The sequence below is a fragment of the Allobosea sp. GW823-FHT02B03 genome (assembly GCF_058797755.1).
The window spans coordinates 363,532-381,668 of the sequence record NZ_JBXAJY010000005.1 but is presented as its reverse complement, the minus strand read 5'-3'; the positions used below and the strand labels follow the sequence as shown (position 1 = coordinate 381,668).

Here is an 18,137-nt window from a genome sequence, read left to right as displayed (position 1 = left end):
GGGCGCAGCGTCCTCTCCGCCTGGAGACCGCCACGTGCTGTTCGTCACGGTCGATCAATGGCCGGCGCGCCTGCTCGGCATCGCCGGCCACCCGACGGCGGAGACGCCGACGCTCGACCAGATCGCCCGCACCGGCACGCGCTTCACCAACGCCTATGCCGAATGCCCGATCTGCATTCCGGCCCGGCGCTCGATGATGACGGGCACGAGCCCGCGCGGCCATGGCGACCGGGTCTTCCAGCCGGCGCTGCCGATGCCCGAGGGGATGCCGACCTTGGCGCGCTCCTTCCGCGATGCCGGCTACCAGACGGCTGCGATCGGCAAGCTGCATGTCTATCCGCAGCGCGACCGGATCGGCTTCGAGGAGGTGCTGCTCGCCGAGGAAGGCCGCGGCCATCTCGGCGGCATGGACGACTACGAGCTGTTCCTGACCGACAAGGGCCAGCCCGGCCAGCAGTTCATGCACGGCATGAGCAACAATGAATACAGCTGGCGGACCTGGCACCTGCCGGAAGAGCTCCACGTCACCAACTGGATCACCTTCGCGGCGGCGCGCACGATCAAGCGGCGCGACCCGACGCGGCCGGGCTTCTGGCACGTCTCCTATACCCATCCGCACCCGCCGATCGTGCCGCTGGTCAGCTATTTCGAGCGCTATCGGGCGCGCGATGTCGATGCGCCGCTGATGGCGGACTGGGCCAGGGACCCGGCGGCGCTGCCCTATGCGGTCCGCGTCGCCCACAACTACTGGGAGCAGCTGCCGCCGGCGCAGCTCGCCGACATGCGCCGCGCCGTCTATGCGCTCTGCACCCATATCGACCACCAGCTGCGGATCCTGATCGGGACGCTGCGCGAGGAAGGCCTGCTCGACGACACGATCATCCTGATCTGCGGCGACCATGGCGACATGCTCGGCGACAACGGCCTCTACGCCAAGCGGCTGATGTACGAGGCCTCGGCCGGCGTGCCGATGCTGCTTTCGGGGGCGACTGGCGACAGCCGCGTCGGGACGGGCGTCACCGATGGCCGCCTCGTCGGGCTGCAGGACATCATGCCGACCCTGCTCGATCTCTGCGGCCTGCCGATTCCGGAGAGCTGCGAGGGCCTGTCGATGGTCGGCGAGCAGCGCCGCGAGATCTTCTACGGGGAATCGCTCGAAGGGGCGAAGGCGACCCGTATGGTGCATGATGGCCGCTACAAGTTGATCTGGTACCCGGCCGGCAACCATTTCCAGCTCTTCGATCTCGACGAAGACCCGCAGGAAATGCGCGATCTTTCCAGCGATTCCGGCCATGCCGAAATCCGGGCACGTCTCGGCGAGGCGCTCGCAGCCAGACTCTATGGCGAGGACGAGGCCTGGCTGCAGGATGGCAAGCTCGTCGGCATGACCGAGCCCGAGCTGGTGATGGCGCCGAACCGCGGCCTGTCGGGGCAGCGCGGCCTGCACTATCCGCCGATCCCGCCGACCGACCCCGCCAAGGCGGTGGGCTCGGGCTGATTGCTGCGCTGTCCAGCGGCATCGGACAGCCGGCCAGCGAGCTCCTTCAGTCCCTCGGATAGGCCGGCGGCATCAGGCTGCGGGCGAACCAGTCGACGAAGCCGATGATGTCGAAGACGGGGCGCCCCGTCGCCCTGGCGATCGCAGCCGAATGCGGCGGCAGATTGGTGCATTCGCACAGGATCGCGCCGACATTCGGATGCTTCTCGACCAGCGCCCGCGCCGCGGCAACCACCTCCTGCTCGAGTACGGCGAAATCGGAGACACCGCCCTTGGCGCCGTAGACCTGGCGGAACAGGCTCTCCGGCGCCAACCCCTCGATCGGCGTATCCGTCCGCACGCCGACGGCTGAAAGATGGCGGGCGCTCAAGGCCTCGGGCGCAAAGGTCAGGATGCCGACCTGCTGCCCGGCCGGCAGCATCGCCTCGATCAGCGGCGCCTGCAGCAGGCTGCTGGTCGCGACCGGTACGGGGAGCGCCGCCGCGAGTTCCTTCTGCAACAGGGCGAGGAAGCCGCAACTCGTGGTGATGCCGCGCACCCCACAGGAGACGAGATCGAGCGCGGCCTCGATGAAGGGCTGCAGGAAATCACCGGGCCGGCCATGCACGATCGCGGCCGGGTCGGCGCCGCGCACGACGCGGAACTGCACCGGCGTGGACCAGCTGCGGGCATTGCCGATGTCGCCGGGAAGCCGCCGGAAATGCGTATCGAGCATCAGGATGCCGATGCCGAGATCGCCAACCGTCCCCGCCTGCGGGCGCGATTTGTCCGTGCCGCCCGTCATGCCGCGCTCCTCGGGTTGGTCAGGCCCCCCTCTTCCGCACTAGCCGCGAAGAACCACGAGAGGAAGCGGTTGGCGCTGAGGGCGGAGAAGGGAATTTCCTCCTGCGCGCAGAGGCCGGGTTTCCCGATCACGCCTGTGCGCAGGAGATCGAGCACCGCGGCGACATGGGCGGCGGCGGTGCGGCGCATCGCGCTGACCGTGCTGCCGCCGATCTGCGCCGGGACGACCTCGCGGGTGAACTGCTCCTCGACGCTGCGCCCATCCTGCCGGGAGGTCGCGCTGATCGAGATCAGCAGTCGGTCGTCGACGATCTCCGGCAACGCGTTGAGGAAGAGGTTGCGCAGGAGGTCGGTCCTGCCGCGCAATTTCAGGTCGTCGAGCAGGAAACGCATATAGTCGAGATGGCCGGGATAGCGGATCGTGCGTGAGGTCAGCCGCGCGACCTGCCCCTCCAGACGCGCGCACAGGCTCGCTGGAATATTGCCGGAAACGAAGTCCTCATAGTCTCGTCCGCCGAGACGCAAGCGGCCGAGATCGCTGAGGGCCGGCAGGCTCGCGCGCCTGCCTTCGACCAGAGCCGTCGAGGGCTGGATGTATTCGCGCAGCAGCGCATCGACATCCCAGGTCAGCCCGTAGCCGAGCCGATTGGCCGGCTCGCGCGGCAAGGTGCCGATGCGGACATCGACCTCCGCCTTCCCCGAGGTCCGGGAAACGAGGTCGAGCACCAACTGCGAGACCAGTCCCGGCGCGATGCCGCATTGCGGGACGAAGCAGCCGGCGGCCGAACGGGCCTCGCTCAGCACCGCACCGAGCCCGGCGGTATCGTCGCCGAGATCGAGATAATGGATGCCGTTGCGGCGCGCGGCGACGGCGACCATCGGTGTGGCCGAGGCCGGCAGCGCCGCGACCACCGCCTGCGACTGCGCCAGGAGGCGGTCGAGCTGCGCGACGTTGCCGGGATCGATCTCCGCCAGCGGCAGGTCGAGCGCCTCCATGCGCCGCCGCGCCGGCTCGGTCGGGTCGACGACCACGACCTCGAACTCCGGTGCCTCCCTCAGGAGCAGGGCCAGCGCCGAGCCGACCCGGCCGGCGCCGACGATGACGACCTTGAACGGGTGTTCAGGCTGTCGCACCGGCTCAGCCATGGAAGCGCGCGAGGAACGCCTTGAGGCGCTCATTGTCGGGACGCCGCAGGATGGCGTCGGGCGAGCCTTGCGCGACGATGCGGCCATTCTCCATGAACACCACCCGGTCGGAGACGTCGGCGGCGAAGGAGATCTCGTGGGTGACGATGACCATGGTCATGCCCTGATTGGCGAGATCGCGCACCACACCGAGCACTTCGCCGACGAGCTCGGGATCGAGCGCGCTGGTGACCTCGTCGAGCAGCAGCGCGTCGGGCTGCATGGCGAGCGCCCGGGCGATGGCGACGCGCTGCTTCTGGCCACCGGAGAGCTGGTCCGGCCGGGCATCGCGCTTCTCGGCGAGGCCAACCTTGGCGATGTAGTCCATCGCGATCTCGACCGCCTCGGCACGCGATTTCCGTTGCACGATCACCGGGCCCTCGATCACGTTCTCCAGTACGCTCATGTGCGGAAACAGGTTGAAGTGCTGGAAGACCATGCCGACATGGCGACGCAATTCGCCCTGCCCGAGCAGATCGCCACTGCCGCGATATTTCTCGCCGACGCGGCGGTTGCGGAAGAGGATCTCGCCGGCGTCCGGCTTCTCCAGCATGTTCATGCAGCGGATGAAGGTCGACTTGCCGGAGCCCGAAGGGCCGATGATCGAGACGACCTCGCCGGCCTTGAGGGCGAGATCGATGCCGTGGAGCACGGTCAGCGCCCCGAAGCACTTGGTGATGCCGCGTGCCTCGAGCACGATGTCGGAGGCGTTCTGGGCCGAAGCCGATGCCGAGGAAGCGGGGGCGGACGAAACGGAGGTCATGGGCGCTCTCGATCAGTTGCCGCGGCGCATGCGGTGTTCGATGTAGTCGGCGAACTTCATCATCGGGAAGAGGATGACGAAGTAGAGCACAGCGACGACCGTGTAGGATTCGAGCGGCCGATAGGTCTGGCCGTTGACGATGCTGGCCATGTAGGTCAGGTCCGCGACCGAGATCACCGAGACCAGCGAGGTGTTCTTGAACTGGGTGACCGACTGGTTGATGAAGGCCGGCATCATCCGGCGGATGGCCTGGGGCAGTATGATGCGCCGCATCACCTGCCAGCCCGACATGCCGATCGCCGCGCCGGCCTCGAACTGGCCCTTGTCGATCGAGACGATGCCGCCGCGGAAGACTTCGGCATAGAACGCCGCCGCATAGAGCGAGAGCGTCAGCAGTGCCGCCGCCCAGTTGGGCATGTCGAAGCCGAGCAGCAGCGGCAGCGCGTAATAGATCCAGAGCAGCTGGACCAGGAGGGGCGTGCAGCGAAACAGCTCCTGGAAGCCTTGCGCGAACCAGTTCAGCGGCCCGATGCCCGAGAGCCTGGCGAAGCAGACGGCGAGGCCGAGGACCAGACCGATCGCGATCGAGCCCGCCGTGTAGAGGACGGTGATCCACGCCCCCCACAGGAAGAGATCGCTGGCCTGGATGATCGGGGCGAAGCTCCAAGTATACATGTCTTGCTAGCCTTCCTTGGGGGCGGCCCTTTTCGGGCCGCCCTATGCTTCAACCACCGAAGCCAAAACCTTCCGGCATGTCGTCGAGCGTGATGCCGAAGGGCGCCAGGCTGTTGACGATCCAGGTCTGGTTGTTGCCGATGCGGCGGTTGTATTCGGCCCAGGCCGAGATGAAGGAGCGCCACTTCTCGTCGCCCTTCCAGTTCAGCGCGACGACCGAAGGCGTCGAGAGCACCGGGCTCGGAACCATGACCTTGCCGATGCCGTTCGCCTTCTTGGTCATCACCAGCCCGTTGAGCATGGTGTTGACGAGGCCGTCGGCCTTGCCGCTGACCACGGCGACGATCGCCTCGTCGCGCGTCTTGAAGCGCAGCATCTTGGCCTTGGGCAGGTATTGCTGGGCGATCAGGTCCTGCGAGGAGCCGAGATCGACCGCGAAGGTGTATTTGGGGTCGTTGAGCTCGGCCCAGCTGAGCTTGGAGAGCTCCGGCTTCGGCGAGACGATGACGAAGCTGTTGAAATAGGTCGGCGCCGAGAAGGCGACAGACATGGCGCGCTGCGGCGTCGCGGTCACGCCGAGGGCGAGATCGACCTTGCCGCTCTGCACATCGAGGATCGAATTCGGCCAGCTCGACTCGACCACTTCGAGCTTGACGCCGAGCGTCTTGGCGATGTCGCGCGCCATCTCGATGGCGAAGCCGCGCCATTCGCCGGTGCGCGGATCCTTGTTGAAATAAGGGTCCTCGTTGATGATGCCGGGGATACGCAGCACGCCGCGCGAACGCACGGATTCGATGCTGTCCTGCGCCTGAACCGGCGACTGGAATGCCGCCAGCCCCAAGCCGGCCGCAAAAATTGCACTGATGATCTTCTTCACGACAGATGCCTCCGTTCCCTTGCCGATGATCTTCGGTCTTGCCCCCGGCATGCCGGGTTATCGGAGGAGCCTAAGGAAGGCACCTCCGCAAACAATGCGAGAGTAGGCCGCTCGCCTACCGGTTTTCTTATATGTTCCGGGCGACCTCGAAGGCCGCCAGGCTGGCTTCGAGCGCTTTCAGATTCTCGGGCCGCAGCGCCGCGAGCGGCGCGCGCACCTCGGCCGAGATCGCTCCGCTGCGGGCCAGCGCGGTCTTCACCGGCACCGGGTTGCTCTCGATGAAGAGATGGCCGGTGACATCGAACAGCGCCTGATGGAGACGGCGCGCTTCGCGCGCCTCTCCTCTGGACCAGGCCGCGCACAGCGCCACGATCTCGCGCGGCAGCAGGTTCGAGGCGACGCTGGTGACGCCATCGGCGCCGACCGCGAGAAATGGCAGGGTCAGCCCGTCATCGCCGGAATGGATGACGAAATCCTCGCCGAGCGCTCGCCGCAGCTCGGTGATCCGCTCGGTCCTGCCGCCGGCTTCCTTGATCCCGACGATATGCGGATAGGCCTTCGCCAGCCGCGCCGCCGTCGCCGGCGCGATCTCGACTCCGGTGCGTCCCGGCACGCTGTAGAGCATGATCGGGATCGTCACCGCTTCGGCGACGGCGGCGAAATGGTCGAACAGGCCGTCCTGCGACGGCTTGTTGTAATAGGGGGTGACGACGAGGATGCCGTCGGCCCCGAGCGCCTCCGCGCGCTTCGCCTTGGCGACGGCAAGAGCGGTCGCGTTCGAGCCGGTGCCGGCCATGACGAAGGCGCGGCCCTTGGCGGCAGCGACCGTGATGCGGATGACCTCGTCGGCCTCTGCCTCGGAGAGGGTCGCAGCCTCGCCCGTGGTCCCGACCGGCACCAGGCCGGCGACGCCGGCTGCGAGTTGGGCGGCGATCAGGCGCTCGAAGGCGGGGGCGTCGACCGCGCCGTCGCGGAACGGAGTGACGAGGGCGGTGAAGACGCCGGAGAGGCGCCGGCGCAGCTCTGAATCGATCATGACTTTCTTTCCCATCTCACTCAGTCGATGACGACCTTGGTCTCGCTCATTTCGCGCAGGGTCATGTGGATGCCCTCGCGGCCGAGCCCGCTGGACTTGATGCCGCCGAACGGCACGTTCTCGGCGCGGAAATCCGGGCCTTCGTTGATCATCACGCCGCCGACCCGCAGCTCGCGCGAGAAGCGCTTCACCAGCGCATGGTCATTGGTGAAGACGCCGGCCTGCAGCCCGTAGGGGCTGTCGCTGACCTCGCCGATCACCTGACCGGGATCGCTGAAGCGGCGCACCGCGAGCACGGGCCCGAAGGTCTCGCTGCGTACCAGCTCGGCTTCAGCCGGCACGTCGTCGAGCAAGGTCGGCGCGAACATGGTGCCGCGGCGCCGGCCGCCGGCGACGACCCTCGCCCCCTGCGCGACGGCGAGCTTGACCCGACGCTCGACCTCCGCCGCCGCGGGCTCGTCGATAACGGTGCCCATCACGGTAGCCTCGTCGGCGGGGTCGCCGGTGCGGACGTCCTCGATCAGCGCCGCGATGCGCGTGATCATCGTGTCCCGGATCTCTTCGTGCAGATAGAGCCGCTTCACGGCGGCGCAGCTCTGGCCGGCGATCTCGAAGCGGTGCCCGATCGCGGTCTGCGCGGCGCGGTCGAGATCGGCATCGGGCATCACGATCAGCGGGTCGTTGCCGCCGAGCTCCATCAGACAGCGCACGAGGCCGGAGGCGTTCTTGAGCGCGAGACCGGCCGCCGGCCCGCCGGTGAAGCTCAGCAGGTCGATATCGCCGCTGGCGATCATGGCGGCGACCTCTGCCCCGCCATGGACGACGCTGAACAGCCCTTGCGGGAAGCCCGCCTTGATCGCGAGCTCGCCGAGCCGCTCCGCCGCGAGCGGCGCCTTGGGCGAGGGCTTGGCGACGACGGCGTTGCCGGCGGCGATCGCCGGGCCGAGCTTGTGGCAGAGCAGATTGAGCGGGTAGTTGAACGGCGTGATCGCCCCGACAACGCCGGCCGGCTCGTAGGTGATCGCGGCGAACTTGCTCGGGGCGCCCGCCACGATCGCGGTCGGCAGCACCTCGCCGTGCAGGACGGTGATCGCATCGCCGCTGAGGCGCAGCGTGTTCTGGGCGCGGCGGACCTCGTTGCGCGCCTCGGTGATCGTCTTGCCGACCTCGGCACAGATGATCTGCGCCATCCCTTCGGCATCCTCGGCGAGCAGCTCGGCGAGGCGATGAAGCAGGCCCTTGCGCTCTGCCGGCGTGCTGAAGCGGAAGGCACGCCAGGCCTTGCGGGCCGCACGCAGCGCATCGGCGACCGCGACCTCGTCGGCGGTCTCGACCTTGCCGACGCTCACACCGGAGAAGGGGTTGAAGACGTCGATCGTCGGCCGGGCGCTGCTTCTGAACGATTTTGCGAGAGTGCCATTCACGGCTCTAGGTCTCCGTTTGATCAATCGAGAAATTGGCGAGGGCGGCGAGAGAAACCGGCCGCAGCGGCCAACGCGGCGGCGAAGCCGAGGGCAGTGCCTCGCCACGCAGTTCATCGAGCATCGGGCGGCAGAAGCGCCCCTGGCAGGCACCGAGCCCGAAGCGACCCATCAGCCGGATCTCCCGGGCCGAGGCGTCGGCCGGCAGCGCGGCGAAATCGGCATAGCGTCGCCCCTCGCAGCGGCAGAGCATGGTTTCGGGCGTCGGCGGCGTCGCTTTGCTGGACAGAGCCTCGGCGAGCGCGAGCTGGAAGTTCCGCGCCTTGCTCAGATCCGCTTCGAGCGATGCGGCGGATGCCGTGCGCCCCAAGCCCGCGAGGATCGCCGACGCGGCGCGCTGGCCGTCGAGGATTGCCGCATCGGCACCGAGAATCTCGCGCCCGTCGCCGGCAAGCAGCACGGGAATCTCTGCCCCGGGAGCCGGCTGGGGGATGCCGGCGCGGTTCGGCTCCAGCCCGTCATGGATCAGCAGATGGCGAGCCTGCAGCAGGCTCTCGGCGGAGCCCGAGCGGACCCGGATCGCGAGCCCCTGCCCCGTCTCGCTGACGCCCAGCACCTCGCTGCCACTGCGATAGGGCACGCGCTTCAAGGCGAGCGCGGCGGCATAGGCGGCCGCTTCGGCGAGCTGCGGCCCGGCCGTCATCAGGCCGGCCAGAGCTTTCGGCTTCTGCCATGGCCTTCCGCGCTCCAGCACGGCGAGCGGCGGGTTGCCGGCGCGGGCGAGCTGGGCAGCGACGGCGAGCAGCAGCGGGCCACTGCCGGCAACGACGATCGGACCTTCCGGCGGCCGGCCGGTTTCCTTGAGCAGGACCTGGGCGCCGCCCGCGCTCATTACGCCCGGCAGCTCCCACCCCTCGAACGGGTGGATCCTCTCGACCGCCCCCACCGCGACGATCGCTGCCCGGACGCGGCGCGCAAAGACCTGACCCACCCTGCGATCCTCGAAGAGGAAGCGCCCCGCGCCATCGACGCCGAGGAAGACGGTCGAGGTCCGCAGCTCGATCTGCCCCGCCGCCCGGTCGAGGCGCGAAGCCAGTTCCGCCCAGTTGCGCTGGTGCCGAGCCGGCCCCCTCCAGATCTCCGGCGCACCGGGAGCCGGCTGACGATGGATGGCGCCGCCGAGCCGGTCGCGCTGCTCTATCAGCAGCACCCGCAGACCGGCTTCCGCCAGGGTCACGGCCGCAGCGACGCCCGCAGGCCCGCCGCCGACGACAAGGACCGGTAGCTCAGTCATGGTGCAGTCCGATGCCGGGCTGGGGGGCAAGGCGCATTCCGGAACGCGCCGGCGTCAGGCAGGCTTCGACGGGCCCCTCGCCCGCAATCGCGACGACGCAGGCCTGGCAGGCGCCAATGCCACAGAACACGCGGCCACGCACGGCTCCGCCCTCGGGGCCGAGATCGGCGATGCCGGCGCGCAGCAGCGCCGCGGCGATGCTCTCGCCCGGACGGAAGGAAACCGGGCGGTCGATCCAATAGAAGCAGGGGTTCATGCCAGGGCCTCGACGGCGGCGAAGCGCTGGGGCGAGAGCAGGGAAAGATCGACGCCCGGCGCCTGGCCGAGGATCATCCGGGCAGCGCTGGCGCCCATGAACGGGCCGAGGCAGATGCCGTCGCCCTCGAAGCCGGTGGCGACCGTGACGCCGCCGAGATGCGGATGCGGGCCGATGATCGGCAGGCCGTCGCGCGAAGCGGTGCGGACACCGGCAAAGGTCCGCAGCACGCGGCGCTCGCGAAGCGGCGGATAGAGATCGAGCGCATCCCGCAGGATCGCCGAGATCGTCACGGCGTCGGTCGTCTGGTCGGCGCGGTGGTCCTCGCGGCTGCCGCCGATCAGGAACTGGCCAGTGACCAAGGGATCGATGACGAGGCCGATATGGGCGTTATCACGGACTATGCCGCGCTTGGCGGCTAGATAGGAGGCCGCCATCAGATGGCCGTCGATCGCTGGCCGGCCGGCGGCGGCGCGGTCGGTCACGACCATCTGGCCCTTCCGCGGGATCAGGACATCGCCGAGACCGAGCAGGCCGACCGAGCCGATCCCGGCGGCGACGAGGACGGCGTCGGCCGCCAGAAGCTCGCCGCGGATCGCGACCCCGACGGCCTGCCCACCCCGCATGACGATTTCGGAGACGGGCGCATTGCGCCGAACCGCGACGCTGCTCCGCTGCAGCAGGCGCTGGGTGATCTCGTAACCGAGCGCGTGGCCGTCATCGGGGATTTCGAGGGCGAAGCAGACGCCGTCGCCGAGGCCCGGAATGCGCGCCAGCAGCGTCGGCCGGTCGACATCGAGCACGCGCTCGCCGGCGGCGGCAAGATCGGCGCCGTGCTCGGCGACGAGATCAGCTTCGAGCGGCGTACGGGCGACCAGGAAGGTCGAGCGGCGATGGAACAGACCGCGCAGCAATCCATCCGCCTCGCAGCTTCCATAGAAGGCGCGAGCATGGCGGGCGAGGTCCATCATCGGCCCGGGCTTCTTGCTCGCGACCGAGACCGCGCCGTCTGAAGCGCCGGTCGCGCCGGCCGCCGGACCGGAGGCATCGAGCAGCGTGACCCGCGCCCCGGCCGCCGCCAGGAAATGCGCGGCGGCGGCGCCGACGATTCCGGCGCCGATCACGGCGACATGGAGGGAAGGAGAGCGGGCCATGCGAGGCGACGGGGCGTCCTGAAAAGCGATGCGCGACCCTCGGTCGCTTCGCCTTTCGGGTCGATCCAAATGATCCGCCCCGACTTGCGCCATTGTTTGAAAGTGGCGGAAGGCCGCCGCCTATGGATATGAGTGGGGCTCCCCGCCGCGGAACGAGCCATGCGCGAAGCCAATCTGACGCTGATCCAGACCTTCTTCATCGTCGCGCGCGACGGCTCCTATTCGGCCGCGGCCCGCAAGCTGGGGATGAGCTACCAGTCCGCCGCCAACCATGTCCGCCGGCTCGAACAGGTGCTGGAGGAGCGCCTCGTCCTCTCAGAGCAGGGCGCCAAGACGGTGACGCTGACGCCGCGCGGGCGCAGCCTCTACAAGCTCCTGCTGCCGGAGCTCGACACGGTCCTGGCGAGGCTCGACCGCACGCTCGACAAGGAGCGGCCGGTGCTGCGCATCGGCCTGCCGCAGGCGATCTTCTACTATCTGCTGCCGCCGATCCTGGCCCGGTTCCGGGAACTCTTCCCACAGGTCGAAATCCTCGCCTATGAGCGCGACACCTCCCTGCCCGAGATGATCAAGGATGGCAGCCTCGATCTGTGCATCACCGAACGCTATTTCGGTGACCCCAACGTGCCGCAGCATCTGGTCTGCACCTATCGGCCGGCACTGGTCTTCCCCACCGCCTGGGGCGCGGCGCCGGCACCGGGCGAGATTCGGGAATGGGCGCAGGGGCGCCCCTTCGTGACCTATGAGCCCGGCCAGCTGCTGCGCAACCTCGCCATCGACTATCTGCGCCCCGACGGGTCGGAGATGGAGATCGCGATCTCGACCTCCGGCAGCTCGAGCGTGAAGCGCTGCGTCGAGGCCGGGATCGGCTTCGCGATCATTCCCGCCTGGTGCCTCGATGGCAGCGAGACCAGCATCGCCGGACTCGAGATCGCCGAGTTGCCGGAGATCCCGATCTATTTCGGCGAAGCGAGCTTCCTCGCCCGCAACCCTTATGTCGTGACGCTTCGCCAGCTCTGCGGCAACCTGATGCAGACGGCGTCCGGCCCGCAGATCCCGGCCGCTTGACGCCGCTTCGCGCCGATCTATGGTCTGGCCCGATCATGGTTCTCCAGGCGTCACGCCCTGGAGCTAAGAGGGAATTCGGTGAGGCGCGCAGCGCCGAGGCCGAGGCTGCCCCCGCAACTGTAAGCGGCGAGCTCTCCACCCATCGTCCACTGGCGCTCCGGTGCCGGGAAGGCCGGGCGGAGCCAGCATCGACCCGCGAGCCAGGAGACCTGCCCTGATCATCGGAAGGTCTTTCGGGCGGGGTGCTCCGGAGGGTTGCGGACAAGCGCGGGACGAGGATCCCGCCGCTCCGTCGCAATCGCCTGCTTCCCGCCTTCATCTCGGGGAGCGATGAATCCAGATGCCCATCTCTACGAGCGCCGCCGGCGCCTTTACTCGCACCAGCTTGACAGGTCGCGGCGCAGCCCTCTATCAGTTTTGTTATAACATTACATATCAGTTCAAGTCGCGCCGGCTTGGCTCATGCCTCGGCGCTGGCCGTTCTCTCCCGCCTTCGAAGGGTTTCATGCACATGGTCCAGCGTTTCTCTCTCCCGCTGGCCCTGGCTGCCGGCCTGTGCCTCGCTTCCGGCGCGCAGGCCGCGCCGACGCAGTATCCGCTGGCGCTGGAGAACTGCAGGGAGACCATCACCTTCAACCAGGCGCCGAAGCGCGTGGTCGCCGTCGGCCAGACGCAGACCGAGATCCTCTACGCGCTCGGCCTGGGCGACCGCGTCGTCGGCACCGCCGTCTGGTTCAGCCCGGTCGCCAAGCCTTATGAGGCGGTGAACGCCAAGGTGAAGCGGCTCGCCGACAATGATCCCAGCTTCGAGGCGGTCGTCGCCCAGGAGCCCGACCTCGTCACCGCGATGTTCGAATGGCATATCGGGCCGAACGGCATCGTCGGGAAGCGCGACCAGTTCGCCAAGGTCAAGGTACCGACCTACGTTTCCCCGACCGACTGCGTCGGCAAGGACAATTCCGGCCCCGGCGACGGCGTGCGGACCAAGATGTTCTCGATGGAGCTGGTCTACCAGAACATCCGCGAATTCGGCGCAATCTTCGACGTGTCCGACCGCGCCGAGGCCCTGATCGCCGAGCTGAAGGCACGCGAGGAGAAGGCGGTGCAGTCGGTTGCCGGGATGAAGGCGCGGGACGTGCCTGTCGCCGTCTGGTTCTCCAGCAAGGACATCAAGGGCGATGCCTTCATCGCCGGCAAGAACGGCGTGCCGGCCTATATCCTGTCGAAGCTCGGGGCCCGCAACGTCATCACCACCAATGAGGAATGGCCGCTGGTCGGCTGGGAGAGCATCGCCGCCGCGAACCCCGCCGTGATCGTCGTCGTCAAGATGGACCGCCGGCGCTTTCCCGCCGACGATATCGATCTCAAGCTCAACTTCCTCAAGACCGACCCGGTGGCGAGCAAGCTCGATGCCGTCAAGCAGGACAGGATCGTGGTGATGGATGTCGGCGCGACGCGCGCCGGGCTCGACACCGTCGACGGCATCGAGGCGCTGGCACGCGGCATCGAGCGCTTCGGCCTGGCGCGGTGAGCCACTACCCCGTCCAGCCGAACTGGCCGGCGCGGATCGGCATCGCGTTCGCAGCGCTCGCCGCGCTGGTCTTCGCCATCGCGCTCGCCGTAACTATCGGCGAGATGCGGATTCCGTTGGGGACCGCCTTCCAGGCGCTTGGCAACGGGCTGTTCGATCTCGGCTATCCGGTCAGCGCGATCCAGCAGGGCGTGATCTTCGACTACCGGCTGAGCCGGGCGCTGCTGGCCGGGCTGTGCGGCGGCGCGCTGGCGCTGTCGGGCGCGATCCTGCAGGCGCTGCTGCGCAACCCGCTGGCCGAGCCCTATATCCTCGGCATCTCGGCCGGCGCCTCGACGGGCGCTGTGGCAGTGATGATCCTCGGCTTCGGCGGAGCGGTGCTGACCGTCTCCGGCGGCGCCTTTCTCGGCTCGGTCGCGGCGCTGCTGATCGTCGCGCTGCTGGCCGCCGGCGCCGGCGGGGCGAGCGACCGCGTCATCCTCGCCGGGGTCGCCGGCTCGCAGCTCTTCAACGCCGCCACGGCGACGATCGTCACGACGCTCGCCAGCGCCGAGCAGGCGCGCGGCGTGATGTTCTGGCTGCTCGGCAATTTCGGCGGCGTGCGCTGGCCGGACGTCTTCGTCGCGACGCCGGTCGCACTCGCCGGCTTCGCGATCTGCATGCTGCACGCCAAGGCGCTCGACGCCTTCGCCTTCGGGGCGGACGCCGCCGCCTCGCTCGGCGTCGCGGTGACGCGCGTGCGCATCATCCTCTTCGCGGTGACCGCGGTGATGACCGCGACCATGGTCAGCATCGTCGGCACGATCGGCTTCGTCGGCCTCGTCATCCCGCATGCCGCCCGTTTCCTGGTCGGCCCCGGCCATGCCCGCCTGCTGCCAGTCTGCCTCGTGATCGGCGCGATCTTCATGATCCTCGCCGATATCCTCTCGCGCATCCTGGTGCCGCAGCAGATCCTGCCGATCGGCGTCGTCACCGCCCTGGTCGGCGCGCCCGCCTTCGCCATCATCCTCTATCGCGCCAGGCGGCCGGCATGACGCTGTCGGCACGCGACGTTTCCTGGGGCACATCCGGGCGGATGATCGTCGGCGGCGTGACGCTCGAAGCCGCGCCCGGCAAGATCCTCGGCCTGATCGGGCCCAACGGCTCCGGCAAGTCGAGCCTGCTGCGGCTGCTCTGCCGGCTGCGCAATGTCTCGTCCGGCGTGGTCGAGCTCGATGGCCGCGATATCGGGCAGGTGTCGCGGCGCGAGCTCGCCCGCCGCCTCGCCTTCGTCGAGCAGCAGGCGACGACCGAGATCCAGCTCTGCGTCTGCGACGTCGTCCGCCTCGGCCGCACCCCGCATCGCGGCGCCCTCGCCTCCTGGAGCGCGGCCGACGAGCAGGCGGTCGATGCGGCACTGACGCGGGTCGGCATGAACGAACGGCACGACCAGCTCTGGCACACGCTCTCGGGTGGCGAGCGCCAGCGCGTGCATATCGCGCGGGCTTTGGCGCAGACGCCGAGCGAGCTCATCCTCGACGAGCCCACCAACCATCTCGACATCCAGCACCAGCTCTCGATCCTGACGCTGGTCCGCCGGCTCGGCGTGACCTGCATCGTCGCCCTGCACGATCTCAACCTCGCGGCGCTGTTCTGCGACGAGATCGCGCTGCTGCACGAAGGCCGGCTGGTCGCCTCCGGCACGCCCGAGACCGTGCTGACCGAGGAGACGATCCGGCGGGTCTTCGGCGTCGCGGTCAGGATCGGCGCCACCGCTTCCGGCCGGCGCCATATCGAATACCTCGTCGACCCCGACTGCTATGGAGAGGCCGCGCCATGACCGCTTCCGACGTACAGCATGCCGTGACCGGCTACTGGACCGCGCGCGCACCGAAATTCGACGGCGTCGCCTCGCATGTCGCCCAGGCCGCGCTCTGGCAGGAGGTCCTGGAAGCAGCCTTCGCCGCAAAGCAGCCGCTCGACGTCGTCGATCTCGGCACCGGCACGGGCGCCTGCGCGCTGGTCGCGGCCTCGCTCGGCCATCGCGTGCGTGCCTATGACGGTGCGGAGGGCATGCTCGCCGTGGCGCGGGCCGCCGCGGAGGCTCAGGGCCTTGCCGTCGACTTCATCGCCGAGACGCTGCAGGACGCGGCGATCGCGCCGGGCTCGGCCGATATCGTAACGCTGCGCAATGTGCTGTGGACGCTGGAGCAGCCGATGGCGGCGCTGCGCAAGGCTCGCGACATCCTGCGCCCGGGCGGACGGGTCGTGATCTCGGACGGGCTCTGGTCGGTCGCGCCGCAATACCGCTCGACCTATCCGGCCGACATTGCCGCCCGCCTGCCGCTGCATGACGGGCTGACCGAGGACAAGGCGCGGCAGATGCTGGACGAGGCCGGCTTCGGCCCGGCCACCTCCTGGCAACATCTCTTCCCGGCTCCGCCCTATCCCGGCGACGTGCCGATGTTCGTGCTGTCTGCGATGCGGCCCTGAAGGCCGCACCGGGGAGCGCCGCCCTTTCCCTCAGTGGCCCGCTGCCGGAACCGGCGGCGTGCCATGGGTGTGGAAGCTCTCGATGGTCTTCAGTCCCCAGGCCTGGCCCTTCTTCCGCTCCTCCTCCGTCCAGGTGACGGTCTGCCAGTCCGGATCGAGGATCAGGCGCGCGCCGGCATTGGCGATCTCGACGCGATTGCCGGCGGGTTCGTAGACATAGAGGAAGAAGGTCTGCTGCACTGCGTGCTTGTGCGGGCCAGTCTCGATGTAGACGCCGTTCTCGAGGAAGATGTCGGCGGCTTCCAGCACATGCTCGCGCTGGTCGACGGCATAGGTGACGTGGTGGAAGCGTCCCAGGCTGCCGGTGTGGTCGCGGGTATAGGCGATGTCATAGCTCTTGTTGTTGACGGTGAACCAGCAGCCGCCGACCTCGCCGGAATCGAGCACGATCTGCTCGGTGACGCGGCTGCCCAGCGCCTTCGGCAGGAAGTCGCGGATCGCCGCGACGTCGCGGGCAAGCAGGTTGAGATGGTCGAGCCGGCGGACTGCGCAGCCGCGGCCGTGATTGCGCTGCGGCTGGTTCTTAAGCGCCGGGCGCTCATGCGGTGGGGCGACATATTTGTTGGTGTCGAAATAGATCTCGAAGACGTGGTCGTCGGGATCGCGGAAGCGATAGGCCCGGCCATGGCCGAGATCGCCATCGACCCAGCCGATGCCGCAACCCATCGCCTCGATCGCCGCGACACGGCGCTGCAGCGCCTGCTCGCTGGTCGCCCGGTAGGCGACATGGCCAATGCCGGTGGTCTTCGCCGCCGTCAGCTTGAGCGTATGGAACTCGTAATCGTCCCAGGCGCGCAGGAAGACGCTGTCGCCCTCGCGCCCGCTCTCGGTCAGCCCGTAGACATTGACGAAGAAATCGAGGCTCTCGGCCGGCTTGTCGGTGAGAAGCTCGACATGCGCGAGATGGGCGATGTCGAAGCAGGGTTCGCTGCTCATCCCCAGACCTCCTTGGCGACTTCGAGGATGCGCGAGAGTTTTGCCCATTGCTCGTCCTCGGCGAGGACATTGCCCTCCTCGGTCGAGGCGAAACCGCATTGCGGCGACAAACAGAGCTGCTCCAGAGGCGCGTATTTCGACGCTTCCTCGATCCGGCGCTTGAGATTGTCCTTGCTCTCGATCTCCCCGAACTTGGAGGTGACGAGGCCGAGCACGACCTGCTTGTCGCCCTTCGGCAGGAAACGCAGCGGCTCGAAGCCGCCGGACCGGTCATCGTCCCACTCCATGAAATAGCCGTCGACATCGATCTGGTTGAAGACCATGTCCGCCACCGGCTCGTAGCCGCCAGAAGCGATGAAGGTCGACTTGAAATTGCCGCGGCAGGTGTGGGTGGTGATCTGCATGTCGGCCGGCTTTGCCTTGAGCGCGGCGTTGAGCACGTCGCGATAGACGAAGATCAGCTTGTCCGGATCGTCGCCGCGCTCGGCCAGCATCTTGCGCTGCTCGGGATCGCAGAAATAGGACAGGCTGGTGTCGTCGAGCTGTAGATAGCGGCAGCCGGCGTCGTAGAAGGCCTTGATCGCCTTGGCATAGGCCTTGCCGAGATCCTCGTAGTAATCCTCCATCCTGAGATAGGCGCTCGGGTCGATCGCCTTCCGCCCGCCGCGGTAGTGCAGCATGGACGGGCTCGGAATCGTCATCTTCGGCACGCGGCTGGTCACCGAGGCCAGGAACTTGAAATGGGCGAGATGCGGGTGGTCGGCCGGGAAGTCGAGCTTGCCGGTGACGCGGATGCCGTGCCCCTTGGTCGCGACGCCCTTGAACTGGATTCCCGCATCGGTCTCGTAGGTCGTGACGCCGGTCAAGCCGTCGAGGAAGTCGAAATGCCAGAAGGCGCGGCGATATTCGCCGTCCGTCACCGCCTGCAGGCCGACCTCCTCCTGCTTCTTGACGAGTTTCCTGATCTCCTCGTCCTCGATCCGGGTCAGATCGGCCTGGCTCATCTCGCCGGCGGCATGCTTGGCCCGGGCGTCCTTGACAGGCGCGCTGCGCAGCAGGCTTCCGACCATGTCGCCCCGGAACGGCGGCTTCTTCCTCTGGGTCATGACGTTTCCTCCCGGTTCTCGT

General features: G+C 68.3%; 18 protein-coding genes and 1 riboswitch. Of the genes, 6 read left to right on the top strand and 12 right to left on the bottom strand.

Annotated elements, in window-relative coordinates; translation table 11 throughout:
• Window positions 1-34 precede the first annotated feature (34 nt).
• Window positions 35-1,498 (top strand): sulfatase-like hydrolase/transferase, encoded by a 1,464-nt coding sequence (locus tag AC1REK_RS18905; RefSeq protein WP_492268868.1) that lies wholly within the window; start codon window positions 35-37, stop codon window positions 1,496-1,498.
• Between the two features lie 46 nt (window positions 1,499-1,544).
• On the opposite strand, the gene AC1REK_RS18900 is transcribed toward AC1REK_RS18905, so the two are convergent.
• The 10 genes from AC1REK_RS18900 to AC1REK_RS18855 form a co-directional block, all read right to left on the bottom strand.
• Window positions 1,545-2,282 (bottom strand): aspartate/glutamate racemase family protein, encoded by a 738-nt coding sequence (locus tag AC1REK_RS18900; protein WP_492268869.1) that lies wholly within the window; start codon window positions 2,280-2,282, stop codon window positions 1,545-1,547.
• The gene (locus tag AC1REK_RS18895) at window positions 2,279-3,415 is read right to left on the bottom strand and encodes a saccharopine dehydrogenase family protein (RefSeq protein WP_492268870.1); all 1,137 of its coding nucleotides are present in this window, start codon (window positions 3,413-3,415) and stop codon (window positions 2,279-2,281) included. The genes AC1REK_RS18900 and AC1REK_RS18895 overlap by 4 nt, the downstream gene beginning before the upstream one ends.
• A gap of 4 nt (window positions 3,416-3,419) precedes the next feature.
• Window positions 3,420-4,229, bottom strand: coding sequence for an amino acid ABC transporter ATP-binding protein (locus AC1REK_RS18890; protein ID WP_492268871.1), 810 nt, complete (start codon window positions 4,227-4,229; stop codon window positions 3,420-3,422).
• Window positions 4,230-4,241: 12 nt separating this feature from the next.
• Window positions 4,242-4,904, bottom strand: a complete 663-nt coding sequence (locus AC1REK_RS18885) for an amino acid ABC transporter permease (protein ID WP_327523115.1) — start codon at window positions 4,902-4,904, stop codon at window positions 4,242-4,244.
• Window positions 4,905-4,953: 49 nt separating this feature from the next.
• Window positions 4,954-5,781 (bottom strand): transporter substrate-binding domain-containing protein, encoded by an 828-nt coding sequence (locus tag AC1REK_RS18880; RefSeq protein WP_248310005.1) that lies wholly within the window; start codon window positions 5,779-5,781, stop codon window positions 4,954-4,956.
• 127 nt (window positions 5,782-5,908) lie between these two features.
• The gene (dapA, locus tag AC1REK_RS18875; RefSeq protein WP_492268872.1) at window positions 5,909-6,817 is read right to left on the bottom strand and encodes a 4-hydroxy-tetrahydrodipicolinate synthase; all 909 of its coding nucleotides are present in this window, start codon (window positions 6,815-6,817) and stop codon (window positions 5,909-5,911) included.
• A gap of 20 nt (window positions 6,818-6,837) precedes the next feature.
• Complete coding sequence (locus tag AC1REK_RS18870; protein WP_492268873.1) at window positions 6,838-8,241, bottom strand: aldehyde dehydrogenase family protein; 1,404 nt, start codon at window positions 8,239-8,241, stop codon at window positions 6,838-6,840.
• 4 nt (window positions 8,242-8,245) lie between these two features.
• Complete coding sequence (locus tag AC1REK_RS18865; RefSeq protein WP_492268874.1) at window positions 8,246-9,532, bottom strand: FAD-dependent oxidoreductase; 1,287 nt, start codon at window positions 9,530-9,532, stop codon at window positions 8,246-8,248.
• Complete coding sequence (locus AC1REK_RS18860; RefSeq protein WP_327523119.1) at window positions 9,525-9,788, bottom strand: 2Fe-2S iron-sulfur cluster-binding protein; 264 nt, start codon at window positions 9,786-9,788, stop codon at window positions 9,525-9,527. The genes AC1REK_RS18865 and AC1REK_RS18860 overlap by 8 nt, the downstream gene beginning before the upstream one ends.
• Window positions 9,785-10,942: an NAD(P)/FAD-dependent oxidoreductase gene (locus AC1REK_RS18855; RefSeq protein WP_492268875.1), complete on the bottom strand. Its 1,158-nt coding sequence runs from the start codon at window positions 10,940-10,942 to the stop codon at window positions 9,785-9,787. The genes AC1REK_RS18860 and AC1REK_RS18855 overlap by 4 nt, the downstream gene beginning before the upstream one ends.
• 159 nt (window positions 10,943-11,101) lie before the next feature.
• On the opposite strand from AC1REK_RS18855, the gene AC1REK_RS18850 reads away from it, so the two are divergent.
• The 5 genes from AC1REK_RS18850 (at window position 11,102) to AC1REK_RS18830 (ending at window position 16,013) form a co-directional block, all read left to right on the top strand.
• Window positions 11,102-12,010 (top strand): LysR family transcriptional regulator, encoded by a 909-nt coding sequence (locus AC1REK_RS18850; RefSeq protein WP_492268876.1) that lies wholly within the window; start codon window positions 11,102-11,104, stop codon window positions 12,008-12,010.
• 19 nt (window positions 12,011-12,029) lie between these two features.
• Window positions 12,030-12,241, top strand: a riboswitch (cobalamin riboswitch).
• A 274-nt stretch (window positions 12,242-12,515) separates the two neighbouring features.
• Complete coding sequence (locus tag AC1REK_RS18845; protein WP_492268877.1) at window positions 12,516-13,541, top strand: ABC transporter substrate-binding protein; 1,026 nt, start codon at window positions 12,516-12,518, stop codon at window positions 13,539-13,541.
• Window positions 13,538-14,575 (top strand): FecCD family ABC transporter permease, encoded by a 1,038-nt coding sequence (locus tag AC1REK_RS18840; protein WP_492268878.1) that lies wholly within the window; start codon window positions 13,538-13,540, stop codon window positions 14,573-14,575. The genes AC1REK_RS18845 and AC1REK_RS18840 overlap by 4 nt, the downstream gene beginning before the upstream one ends.
• On the top strand, window positions 14,572-15,360 hold the full coding sequence (locus AC1REK_RS18835; RefSeq protein ID WP_492268879.1) for an ABC transporter ATP-binding protein: 789 nt from the start codon (window positions 14,572-14,574) through the stop codon (window positions 15,358-15,360). Before AC1REK_RS18840 ends, AC1REK_RS18835 begins: the two co-directional genes overlap by 4 nt.
• Window positions 15,357-16,013, top strand: a complete 657-nt coding sequence (locus AC1REK_RS18830; protein ID WP_492268880.1) for a class I SAM-dependent methyltransferase — start codon at window positions 15,357-15,359, stop codon at window positions 16,011-16,013. Before AC1REK_RS18835 ends, AC1REK_RS18830 begins: the two co-directional genes overlap by 4 nt.
• Before the next feature lie 30 nt (window positions 16,014-16,043).
• Here the strand turns inward: AC1REK_RS18830 and AC1REK_RS18825 are convergent, their stop codons facing one another.
• Both AC1REK_RS18825 and AC1REK_RS18820 read right to left on the bottom strand, forming a co-directional pair.
• Entirely contained in the window at window positions 16,044-17,009 is a 966-nt protein-coding gene (locus tag AC1REK_RS18825; RefSeq protein ID WP_492268881.1) for a catechol 2,3-dioxygenase, read from the bottom strand.
• Window positions 17,006-18,115 carry a 5-methyltetrahydropteroyltriglutamate--homocysteine S-methyltransferase gene (locus AC1REK_RS18820; protein WP_492268882.1) on the bottom strand — a complete coding sequence of 370 codons (1,110 nt, stop codon included), beginning with the start codon at window positions 18,113-18,115 and terminating at the stop codon, window positions 17,006-17,008. The genes AC1REK_RS18825 and AC1REK_RS18820 overlap by 4 nt, the downstream gene beginning before the upstream one ends.
• Between the last annotated feature and the right edge of the window lie 22 nt (window positions 18,116-18,137).

Coding starts and splice junctions, on each gene's coding strand:
- AC1REK_RS18900 (WP_492268869.1), bottom strand. CDS start 2,282: ATGACGGGCGGCACGGACAAATCGCGCCCGCAGGCGGGGACGGTTGGC.
- AC1REK_RS18890 (WP_492268871.1), bottom strand. CDS start 4,229: ATGACCTCCGTTTCGTCCGCCCCCGCTTCCTCGGCATCGGCTTCGGCC.
- AC1REK_RS18885 (WP_327523115.1), bottom strand. CDS start 4,904: ATGTATACTTGGAGCTTCGCCCCGATCATCCAGGCCAGCGATCTCTTC.
- dapA (WP_492268872.1), bottom strand. CDS start 6,817: ATGATCGATTCAGAGCTGCGCCGGCGCCTCTCCGGCGTCTTCACCGCC.
- AC1REK_RS18865 (WP_492268874.1), bottom strand. CDS start 9,532: ATGACTGAGCTACCGGTCCTTGTCGTCGGCGGCGGGCCTGCGGGCGTC.
- AC1REK_RS18860 (WP_327523119.1), bottom strand. CDS start 9,788: ATGAACCCCTGCTTCTATTGGATCGACCGCCCGGTTTCCTTCCGTCCG.
- AC1REK_RS18855 (WP_492268875.1), bottom strand. CDS start 10,942: ATGGCCCGCTCTCCTTCCCTCCATGTCGCCGTGATCGGCGCCGGAATC.
- AC1REK_RS18850 (WP_492268876.1), top strand. CDS start 11,102: ATGCGCGAAGCCAATCTGACGCTGATCCAGACCTTCTTCATCGTCGCG.
- AC1REK_RS18845 (WP_492268877.1), top strand. CDS start 12,516: ATGCACATGGTCCAGCGTTTCTCTCTCCCGCTGGCCCTGGCTGCCGGC.
- AC1REK_RS18835 (WP_492268879.1), top strand. CDS start 14,572: ATGACGCTGTCGGCACGCGACGTTTCCTGGGGCACATCCGGGCGGATG.
- AC1REK_RS18830 (WP_492268880.1), top strand. CDS start 15,357: ATGACCGCTTCCGACGTACAGCATGCCGTGACCGGCTACTGGACCGCG.
- AC1REK_RS18825 (WP_492268881.1), bottom strand. CDS start 17,009: ATGAGCAGCGAACCCTGCTTCGACATCGCCCATCTCGCGCATGTCGAG.
- AC1REK_RS18820 (WP_492268882.1), bottom strand. CDS start 18,115: ATGACCCAGAGGAAGAAGCCGCCGTTCCGGGGCGACATGGTCGGAAGC.